This window comes from candidate division KSB1 bacterium (assembly GCA_022562085.1).
Classification (GTDB): domain Bacteria; phylum Zhuqueibacterota; class Zhuqueibacteria; order Oceanimicrobiales; family Oceanimicrobiaceae; genus Oceanimicrobium.
Window position 1 is genome coordinate 1 of the sequence record JADFPY010000159.1, and the last position, 9,724, is coordinate 9,724.

A 9,724-nucleotide genomic window follows, 5' to 3' on the forward strand; every position below is an offset into this window, starting at 1 on the left:
GAGTAAAGCCTGGCCCAAAGCAATCGATGGTATTTTAGATGCTTATCTCGGGAAAATCCCCGAAAGTTTCTCCTTTAACGGAAAATCCTATACCCCGAAAAGCTTTGCTGGAGAGTTGGGTTTTAATCCCGACGACTATATAGAACTTACTTCCTATCGTCATCATCCTTTTTATACCAACTTTAGTTTAGAGGTGCCTGACAATTGGTCGTTGAATAAATACCTCAATGTGCCGCTGGATGAATTTATGTCTGTTATCGATCACGCGCTTCAAAATGGCTATTCATTAGCCTGGGACGGCGACATTAGCGAAAACTCATTTAGTCAAAAGAAAGGGCTCGCCATCCTCCCTGTGAAAGAGTGGGAGGACAGAACCAAGGAAGAACAAGACAAAATATGCGAAGTACCGGAACCGGAGAAGGAAGTGACACAAGAACTCCGCCAAGAATCATTTGACAACTTCACTTCAACGGATGACCACCTGATGCATATCACAGGTACCGCTTATGACCAAAACGGCACAAAGTATTACAAAGCAAAAAACTCCTGGGGGCAAAAGGACAGCAAATATGAGGGCTTTATCTATCTATCGGAGCATTATGTTCGTGCAAAAACGATTTCAATAATGGTTCACAAGGAAGCTTTACTAAATCAGATCGTTCAGCAGTTACAGGGAAAAGAAAAAGAGAGTATCGGAGAAACCTGGTTTTTCAAAGCACTGAAGGATAAAAAAAGTTAAGACCCAGGCTTTATCTGGATTGACTTCAAAAATTTCACCAATAAATTGATTTCTTCTTCATTTAGCTGTGTTTCAAATGGCGGCATTGCATCGGGACCCTCCCCTTTCCCAATCTCGATAATTTCGACGACCCTTTCCTCGTCATACTTTTTGAACAAGGTTCGAATGTCAGGGGCTTCTGGTCCGCCAGCGCCGTTCTGCCCATGACATCGTGCGCAGTTAACGTCTTTTTTTGCAAAACCAAGAAATAAAAGCTGGCCCGGGTCGGTGATATCGGCGGGAGGATTAGCTTCACAGCCAATCACAAAAAATAAATTCCAGACTAAGACTGGAATTAAAATTCTTGCATTCAAAGCGGATCGTCGTTTCTAAAATGAATCTCGAGATCATTAAGTGGCTTTTATAACAACCAGGGTAATATCGTCATCTTGCTCCGTACCACCTTGAAAATTTTTCACCTCTTTATAAATCTCAGCCATTATTTTCTGAGAGCTTAAATTCTTATTTTTCTTAATTATTTCCTGCAGCCGCTGCTCCCCAAACAGGGTCTCAGACGCATCTTCAGCTTCGGTAACCCCATCCGAATAAATTACAATTATTTCTCCAGGACTCAAATGGACTTTCCCTTCATTATAGACGCTGTCAGTTCCAATTCCAACCACAAGGCCGCCAATTTCCAACTGTCGGAATTCTCCATCCTTGAGCAAATGAAATGGAAAATTATGTCCCGCGTTGATATAATTAAAATTGTTGGTTTTTGAATCAAGCACGCCAAAAAAGAGCGTGGCAAATTGATGAGACTCTGTGTTTAAATATAGAAATTGATTGGCCTTCGCAATGCATTCAACAATCGAACTGTGGTTCAGCGCTTGATTTCTTAACGTTGCTTGCAAGTTAGCCATCAGCAGAGCCGCGGGTATTCCCTTTCCGGAAACATCCCCTAAAGCGATACCCCAGCGACCATTTTCGAGCTCAATAAAATCAAAATAGTCCCCACCGACTTCCTTTGCTGCGTAGCTGATGCCGGCCAAATCAATTCCAGCGATTTCAGGACTCTCTTTGGGAAGCAGCCGGTTTTGGATTGACTGAGCCATTTCCAACTCCTGCTCGAATTGCAGCAACTGTTTCTCCTGCTCATACAACCTGGCATTCTCAATGACCTGAGCCGACTGAGACGCAATAATCGAAAGCAGCCGTTGATCATTTTTTGAAAACTCCCTATTATTTTTTTTATTAAACAAGCTGAGCACACCAATCAACTGCCCCTTGCACAATAACGGCACGCTTAGAATTGAATGAATTTTGTCAACTGCTGAATGTTTGCCCTTGAACGTCGTATTTTTGCCAAAATCATTTATCAATAAGGCTTTCCTATTCTTTATCATCCATCCACTCAGATCTTGATCCAGGCGATATATTTTTGTAAAGTCCGTTTCATCCACTTTTCTAATGAGCGTTTTGAACGGATCATCTATTTTCTTTTCATCGAGCAGGGAAATTGCACCCTGGGCAGCCCCGATAGCCTTCACCGATCCGGAAACCACTTTGTCAAGAATTTGATTTACCGGTAAGGTGGTGCTAATTATTCTCGCCAGTTGGTTTATCGTCCATAAATCTTCAATTGACTTCTTGAGCCGGTCATTTTCATCTTTTAGCTGGGTTAATTCATCTTTCGGGGCTTTTTCACTTGACATTTTACTCTCCATTCAAGATCTTTAAAAACTCGCTCGCTTTAGACTAAATTCCCAGAACATTCTTAGGCATGTGCATACTTACAAGTACATGCGGTACATCGACAACCTCAACGATTTCCAAATTGCCTGCCAGCGAGCAAAGCACATAAGCTTCAGTTCGCCCCAAACCATGTTCTTCGACAAGGTAGTCGATCATGTAACCGGTGGCTTTTTTAGCGGCCTCATCGATGGTTGTGGCAAACGCTGTTACGGCATAATATTCTTCAGTTTCATACTGCGGCTCTTTGATTGCCCTGCTATTCTTAATGACATTAACTTCATAGATGATCTTCATGGGAGCTTCGATGGCTGTGCCGCACACTTCACCAAAGCCCTGGGCTGCATGCGCATCACCGATCGAAAAAAGTGCGCCTTCGACAAATACAGGAAAGTAAACTGTTGTCCCTGCAGTCAAATGCGGATTGTCCATATTCCCTCCGTTCACCCGCGGCGGAATTGTGGAAAGCATCTCATCGGTATCCGGCGCCACCCCCATCACACCGGGAAAAGGTCTAAGCGGAATAGTGATTTTCTCCGAAAATTTGACTTCCTTTGCACCATCGGGTATGGCAAATGTCTTGAGATAGGGTTCTGTGAATTCATCCGCCAGAAATCCAAACCCGGAAAAAACTCCGGACCATGCCCAATCCCCTACTTCGAGGTGATGCAGCGTTACAGCCAGGATATCTCCCGGTTCAGCTCCCTCTACATAAACCGGTCCGGTTAGAGGGTGAATGGGATCAAATTTCACATTTTGGACGTCTTCAGATTTAGAATTGATTGAGAGCTGGCCGTCAGTGGCTTCTTTGGTTTCAACTTGCACCACAGCACCCGACGGGACCCTAAGAACTGGGGGAATTTTCCTACTGAATTTGTTATGAGTTTTTTCGCTTGATAGAAAATATTGCGGTTCAATGTCTTTTTTTTCGTTTGAATTATTTGAACTCGTACAGGTGTAACTAACAAAAAGCAATATAAAGATGCAAAAACTGCTTAATAAATCATGAATAATTTTTTTAATTTTGACCATAATCTCCCTCCCCTTTCAGAGTTTGACAGCTGTATTTATGTAAGAACTTTTTGGTTAAAAGTCAAACTCTATTGTTTAATACAGATTTTCTTTAAGCTTCGTTGAAATGTTTCAGAAAACTGATGCTTGGCTCTCAAACTTCTGAAATTCAGCCATGTTCAATAAATTCTTCACTTTACGCTGGGTAAATATGACCTGGTAGTTTGACTTGCACCAAAAGGGGCACAAAGAACTGTACTGAGTGGTACAGTCAAGATATAGTCAATCAAAAATCTCGCCACCATAAGCTTTATGAAATAAGACGGTTACGGATTAATAGGTTTTCGTGGCATAATAATTGAGGTAAGCAACTCATTGTTTTCATTTCCGATTTGCCAACTCAAATGTTGTTGACTTTAAAACAAGCTTGATTTTTTGATCATTTTTTGTTACTAGATTAAACCTCAGAATCAAAGTCATAACGCACCTGCTTTTAGAGCAACATCTCTTCAATATTTTAGGTACTTAACTTAGCTAAGGAGTGCCTTATGGAAAAACTTTTCAAATCTTTGAAACCCGCCAAAAGTTCAAGTAAAACAAAAGTCAAACGGAGACGCTATAAATTTTATCCTGATCTTCCTTATGACCCGCAATTGGCGCCCGGGGCCTTAGAGGATCAACCTATTTCTAAAAATTGGATGATTACTCCCGGAGATTTAAATAATGGTAAACACTCCGCACCGAAAGATGTAATAAACTTGCTCGACAAAAGTCACCCTGGCAACAAATACCAAAACAATTCTGAGCTCCAACAAATGCAGCACTTGTTGTCAAGAGCAAGTTTTGGCGTCAGCGTGGAGGAAGCCCAAACCCTCTCATCTTCAACAACCGAAGAACTGGTCGATGTGCTGCTAAGTCCTCAAATGCCCCCTCCCCCGGATGTTTGGGTTGATGAACCGTTTGATATCAATGAGTATCGCAACTGGACTCAAGAGCAACGCCAGGCGTTTTTAATGCTTAATCGAGAAAGGATGAACGAATTGCGCGGCTGGTGGCTGCAGCTCATGATGGCCTCGCCGATGAACCTCCAGGAAAAAATGACTTTATTCTGGCATGGGGTTTTTACCTCCGATTTGAACTCTTCGATACTTGCTCAACTCGCATATAAACAAAACAACACCTGGCGCGAACACTCAATGGGGAACTTCAGAGCCTTTCTAAAGGCGATGTACAAAGACCCGACAATGTTGTTTTATTTAAATGGGGTGGAGAACATTGCAGCCGCGCCAAATGAAAATTTTGCCCGTGAACTTTTGGAGTTGTTTACAATGGGCGTTGGAAATTATACTGAAACTGACATTAAAGAAGCAGCGAGAGCTTTTACAGGCTGGCAAGCCGACTTCTATAATCTAAATTCATTTTTAAACCCAAATTTTCATGACAACGGCAGCAAAACTTTTTTTGGCCAAACTGGAAATTTCGATGGCGATGATATTATTGACATCATCCTTGAACAGCCGCAAACCGCAGTTTACATCTGCCGGCGACTTTATGAATTTTTTGTGAGCCGGGAAGTTGACGACGATTTCGTAAACAATCTTGCGGATATTTTTCGTTCAAATGATTATGAAATCAAACCGGTTCTGAGAGAAATTCTTACCAGCACACATTTTTATAGCGAAAATGTTATGTCATCCCTCATTAAATCTCCGGTAGACTTAACCATGAGCAACGTGCGAATGCTGTCTCCGGATAGTGTCGATGTATTTGCTCTGCTCTTTTTCCAGGCTATTATCGATCAGGAAATTATGAACCCGCCAAATGTGGCAGGCTGGCCGGGCCAACGCTCCTGGATTTCTCCTACCACTTACGTTTTGCGAAATACAGTCTCGGAAATCTTTGTAAGCAAGGATCTACTTAGAAATGAAACTCCTTTTGAGTTTGATCCTATAAAATTTGCACTGAGCTTTAATTTAACCAACGCCAGAGAACTCACCGAAGCCATGATTACCCATCTCGTGCGTTTACCGGTTAGCCAACAACAAATTGATTTTCTCGTGACCGTCATACTTGGAACTGCCAGTGAAGAGGACTGGTCCTTACAGTATCCCGGGGCAGATCGTTTAGTGACGCAGTGTCTTGTGCAGATACTGCGGTTGCCTGAATTTCATTTAAATTAAGACTCATATCCTTCACATTTGAAATTTTTGAATTTCACTTTAAGAGAGGAACGGAAAAAATGAAACGTAGAGACTTCATTCAAGTGATGCTGCCAATAGCAGGGCTGCCAATTGTTTGGCCGATGTGGTCATTTTCCAAACCCCTGAGAAAACTTGGCAAATCAAACTATCCGGTTAACTTTCCTGACGACGGCAGAGTGCTCGTACTGGTTCAATGCGCCGGCGGCAATGACGGTCTCAACACGATTATCCCATATACAAATGACATTTATTATAATGAGCGCCCCCAACTGGCGATCCCGAAATCTGAAACGATACAGATTGCAAATGGTCTTGACCTTGGATTTCATAGTGCCATGTCTGGTTTTAAATCTCTTTACGACGCGGGCAACCTTGCAATTATACAGGGGGTTGGCTATCCAAACCCGGACCGGTCGCACTTTCGCTCTACCGATATCTGGCTGACAGGTTCCAGCTCGGATGCAGTTGGGGAGACCGGTTGGCTTGGCAGGTACTTTGATATGCTTTGCCCGGATGGAGAACCATGCGGAACATTCGGGCCCCCGGCAATTCAAATCGGTCTGACATCCTCTCTGGCGCTGCTTGGAAGACAGCAAAAAGGCATCACTTTGCAAAATCCGGTTCAGTTTTATGATTTGGTCACCCGTCTCGGCGAAGGCCATGATCCTCAACCCGGCATGATACCAGCGACCCCGGCTGAACACGAACTCGAGTTTCTGCGCAACACCGAAGCTTCTGCGTTTCAATTTGCCGGCGAAATTATTGACGCATACCAAAAGAACGATAATCAAGTGCACTATCCTAATCAATCTCTTGCTACTCAACTTGCCATTGTTGCCAGACTCATTGCGGGTGGTCTGAGCACGCGAATTTACATCGTTTCGATACGAGGCTTTGATACGCATGCAAATCAAGCAAATGCCCACGCAAACTTGCTGGGACAACTTTCAACAGCGATTCAGCTCTTCCAGCAAGAACTCGAGATTTTTGGCGTCGCCGATAGGGTCGCAGGAATGTGTTTCTCGGAATTTGGCCGCCGGGTTCGGGGCAACGCAAGTAACGGCACAGACCATGGCACAGCCGCTCCGCAATTTCTCTTTGGAAATCCAGTAATCGGGGGTGTCCACGGCTCACATCCGGATCTAGCGAATCTGGAAAACGGCGATCTTAAATACCAATTCGATTACAGACAGATTTATGCTTCTCTACTGGAACAGTGGCTGGCTGGTGATGCGAATGCAATCCTTGGGGAAAACTTTTCAACTTTGCCCCTAATCGATAATACGACCAGTGTAGGCAACCCCCCTGCAGAAATTCCAAATGAGTTTACTTTAAACCAAAACTATCCCAATCCATTCAACCCGTCGACTACGATTGAGTATAGCCTTCCTGAACCTGCGGATGTGAAATTGGAAATAGTGAATAGTCGCGGACGAAGAGTTGCAATTCTGGTGAATGAGCGTCAAGATAAAGGTAAGTATCAATTGACCTGGAACGCAAACGGCTACGGAAGCGGTACTTATTTCTACAGAATTAATGCGGGTAGTTTTCAAGAAACTCGCAGGATGACTTTGGTGAAGTAGTTCTGATTTTTTAGGTTCGAGTTTCACACCCCGGGAGCTGAAAGCCTTCGGGGTTTTTATTTTTAAAAGGTTTTGTGCTTCAACTAGTCTAGTCTCCAGGAATAAAGCTCACTCCAAAAGTGTATGTCAAACAAGAAAGTTGATTTACTAATCAATTCTCCTACCTTTATTAAACCTGTTTTAAACTAATTTAAAATTCAGTTGGCTATGAAATTAATTCAAGTCATCAAAATATCAATTGTACTTTTAATATTTTGGCTAAGTTCAAAAGCGCTTGCCCAGAACCTCAACATCACCTCCTTCCAACCCTCCTCTCAGAGCATGACGTCTGTAGACAATCTGGTAATCACAGTAAGTTTTGACAGTGCCATCGATCCGGCGAGTGTAGACAATCTATCATTTACTGTATTTGGCAGATGGTCGGGCGCCTGCCCAGGCACATTCTCATTTCGAAATAATAATCAACAAATCCATTTTGCACCTGATAAAAATTTTTCGGTCGGAGAGTGGATTACTGTTACATTGTCAAAGAATATTCAAAGACCATCAGGAGAGAATTTATCAACCGGTTTCAGCTGGAATTTCTGGACATCGGTTGAAAGGGGTTCTTTCGATTTCGAACGAATTGCTCTGCTAAATGTCCGGAAAAACAATGAGGGAATGATTCGTACTTACGGCGCTTATGCGGGTGATCTAAACGGCGATGGTTTTCACGATTTCACAGTCCCGAATGAAGATGTCAGCGATGTCAGGGTTTTTATGAATGACGGCAGCGGCGGCTATTCAGATTTCACTACTTATTCATTAGCTGCTAATTCTACTCCGAGCACAAATGAAGGAGCAGATTTTAATGGCGATGGATTCCTCGATTTTGTCTGCGGAAATATTTCAGGCAACTCAGTAAGTGTGCTTTTCGGAGACGGCACCGGGATGCTCAAGCCACCTGCAACATATCCTGTTGGAAGCGGCACTCGCGGCCTCTGCGTTTTAGATTTAAATTCAGATGGCGCTCAGGACATTGTTACGGCCAACCGCGCAAGCAGCAACATTTCAATTTTGCTGAATAATGGCGATGGGACTTTTGCCCAAAGCATAAATATGAACACCGCCGCTTCAGGTGAAACTGCCTGCGCCGCCGCGGACGCCAACGAAGACGGCATTACAGACGTTTTTGTCGGCAGTTTTAATAGTGGCGAAATTATCGTTTTACTGGGAGACGGCAACGGCAGCTTAAATGAGTTTTCTAAGACCGATGCCAAAGGTTCTGTCTGGATGCTTGCGGTTGGCGATATGGACAATGATGGTCATGTTGATGTGGTTTCTGCAAACTCTGAACAAAATCAATTTGCCCTTTTGCGCGGAGATGGCAACGGGAATTTAAGTCAGGCAGAAGTTTATGATGTAGGTGCCTTCCCTCTGGCAATCGATGTTGGCGACATCGACGGCGATGGTGACTTAGATGTGGTCACGAGCAACTTCTTTTCAGCGAATTGGACAATTTATGAAAATGACGGCAACGGGAATTTTGTGAATCCGCGAACTCTGCCAGCCAGCAGCGCCGGCTCTTGCGCCATACTTCACGACCGGGACCGCGACGGCGACCTCGACATGACCGGCATTGACGAGCTCGATGATTTGCTTTTTATTTTTGATAATACTGCCACAACCAGTGTCGATTCAGAGGATTTTCCAAGTCCAAAAGATTTTCAAGTGCAGCAAAGTTATCCAAACCCATTTTTCAAATCGGCGCGAGTTCAAGGCGCTCAAATCAATCAAATCACCATACCATTTTCATTGAATCGTACTGCAGAAGTAAAAATTGAGTTATTTAATGTAAAAGGTCAAAGGATAGCATTTCTAGTGGATTCCGAATTTCAGGCAGGACATCACTCCGCTACATTTTCCCCTAAGACTTTAGCGGCGGGAGTTTACTTCTACCGTTTGTCATCACGGGGTATTGTCCTAACGAAAAAGATAGCGGTCTTCCCTTAGTCACTTTTTAAAGTTTTCCCCAGTTAACAAAAAGCTGCAAATAATCCCTAAAATGACCCGTTATCAGGAAATTTTCTCGTACATGTTCACGTGCTGCTTTACCCATTTCCTTAATTTTTTCGGAATTTTAAGGCATTCCATTGCTGTGCATATGCTCGATGCCGCCCACACCCAGGAAGTCAAGGACCAGCTGGGCCACAAGTACATTCAGACCACGGATGTCTATGCTGCTATCTCTGGCCGAAAACGACAGCAGATACACGAGCGCATGGAACGGGCACGTGAGATTGTGAGCGAATCGTAGAAGGAGTTTTCACACCCCGATTCGGGTATTCACTTTACTGACCCTTCGGTTAGACGCGTCATTAATAATATGAAAATTGGATTGTCTGGTTACAGTCTTAGAATTATCTAAATTTGTTACTTGCAGTACAAGTTGATATTGCCCGGAGTCAAGCCTATCAATC

General features: G+C 43.5%; 8 protein-coding genes. 5 read left to right on the forward strand and 3 right to left on the reverse strand.

Translation table 11 applies throughout. From position 1 onward, the window contains the following. Window positions 1-739: aminopeptidase (locus IH879_13420; protein ID MCH7675936.1), on the forward strand; the 739-nt coding region annotated here is incomplete at its 5' end. Here the strand turns inward: IH879_13420 and IH879_13425 are convergent. Genes IH879_13425 through IH879_13435 form a run of 3 tightly spaced genes read right to left on the reverse strand, consistent with a single transcriptional unit; the run spans window position 736 to window position 3,502 of the window. Then, window positions 736-1,092 (reverse strand): cytochrome c, encoded by a 357-nt coding sequence (locus IH879_13425; protein MCH7675937.1) that lies wholly within the window; start codon window positions 1,090-1,092, stop codon window positions 736-738. The genes IH879_13420 and IH879_13425 overlap by 4 nt on opposite strands. Before the next feature lie 36 nt (window positions 1,093-1,128). Further along, window positions 1,129-2,433 (reverse strand): SpoIIE family protein phosphatase, encoded by a 1,305-nt coding sequence (locus IH879_13430; protein MCH7675938.1) that lies wholly within the window; start codon window positions 2,431-2,433, stop codon window positions 1,129-1,131. A gap of 43 nt (window positions 2,434-2,476) precedes the next feature. After that, window positions 2,477-3,502 (reverse strand): acetamidase/formamidase family protein, encoded by a 1,026-nt coding sequence (locus IH879_13435; protein ID MCH7675939.1) that lies wholly within the window; start codon window positions 3,500-3,502, stop codon window positions 2,477-2,479. 527 nt (window positions 3,503-4,029) lie between these two features. On the opposite strand from IH879_13435, the gene IH879_13440 reads away from it, so the two are divergent. From IH879_13440 to IH879_13455, 4 genes are all read left to right on the forward strand, one after another. Beyond that, window positions 4,030-5,661 (forward strand): DUF1800 domain-containing protein, encoded by a 1,632-nt coding sequence (locus tag IH879_13440; GenBank protein ID MCH7675940.1) that lies wholly within the window; start codon window positions 4,030-4,032, stop codon window positions 5,659-5,661. A gap of 59 nt (window positions 5,662-5,720) precedes the next feature. Further along, window positions 5,721-7,265, forward strand: a complete 1,545-nt coding sequence (locus IH879_13445; protein ID MCH7675941.1) for a DUF1501 domain-containing protein — start codon at window positions 5,721-5,723, stop codon at window positions 7,263-7,265. Between the two features lie 207 nt (window positions 7,266-7,472). Further along, window positions 7,473-9,257, forward strand: coding sequence for a VCBS repeat-containing protein (locus IH879_13450; GenBank protein MCH7675942.1), 1,785 nt, complete (start codon window positions 7,473-7,475; stop codon window positions 9,255-9,257). Between the two features lie 82 nt (window positions 9,258-9,339). After that, window positions 9,340-9,561, forward strand: coding sequence for a hypothetical protein (locus tag IH879_13455; protein ID MCH7675943.1), 222 nt, complete (start codon window positions 9,340-9,342; stop codon window positions 9,559-9,561). Window positions 9,562-9,724 lie beyond the last annotated feature (163 nt).

Excerpts from the sequence above, each read along its gene's own strand:
- IH879_13430 (MCH7675938.1), bottom strand. The coding sequence starts at position 2,433 with ATGTCAAGTGAAAAAGCCCCGAAAGATGAATTAACCCAGCTAAAAGAT.
- IH879_13435 (MCH7675939.1), bottom strand. The coding sequence starts at position 3,502 with ATGGTCAAAATTAAAAAAATTATTCATGATTTATTAAGCAGTTTTTGC.
- IH879_13440 (MCH7675940.1), top strand. The coding sequence starts at position 4,030 with ATGGAAAAACTTTTCAAATCTTTGAAACCCGCCAAAAGTTCAAGTAAA.
- IH879_13445 (MCH7675941.1), top strand. The coding sequence starts at position 5,721 with ATGAAACGTAGAGACTTCATTCAAGTGATGCTGCCAATAGCAGGGCTG.
- IH879_13450 (MCH7675942.1), top strand. The coding sequence starts at position 7,473 with ATGAAATTAATTCAAGTCATCAAAATATCAATTGTACTTTTAATATTT.
- IH879_13455 (MCH7675943.1), top strand. The coding sequence starts at position 9,340 with ATGTTCACGTGCTGCTTTACCCATTTCCTTAATTTTTTCGGAATTTTA.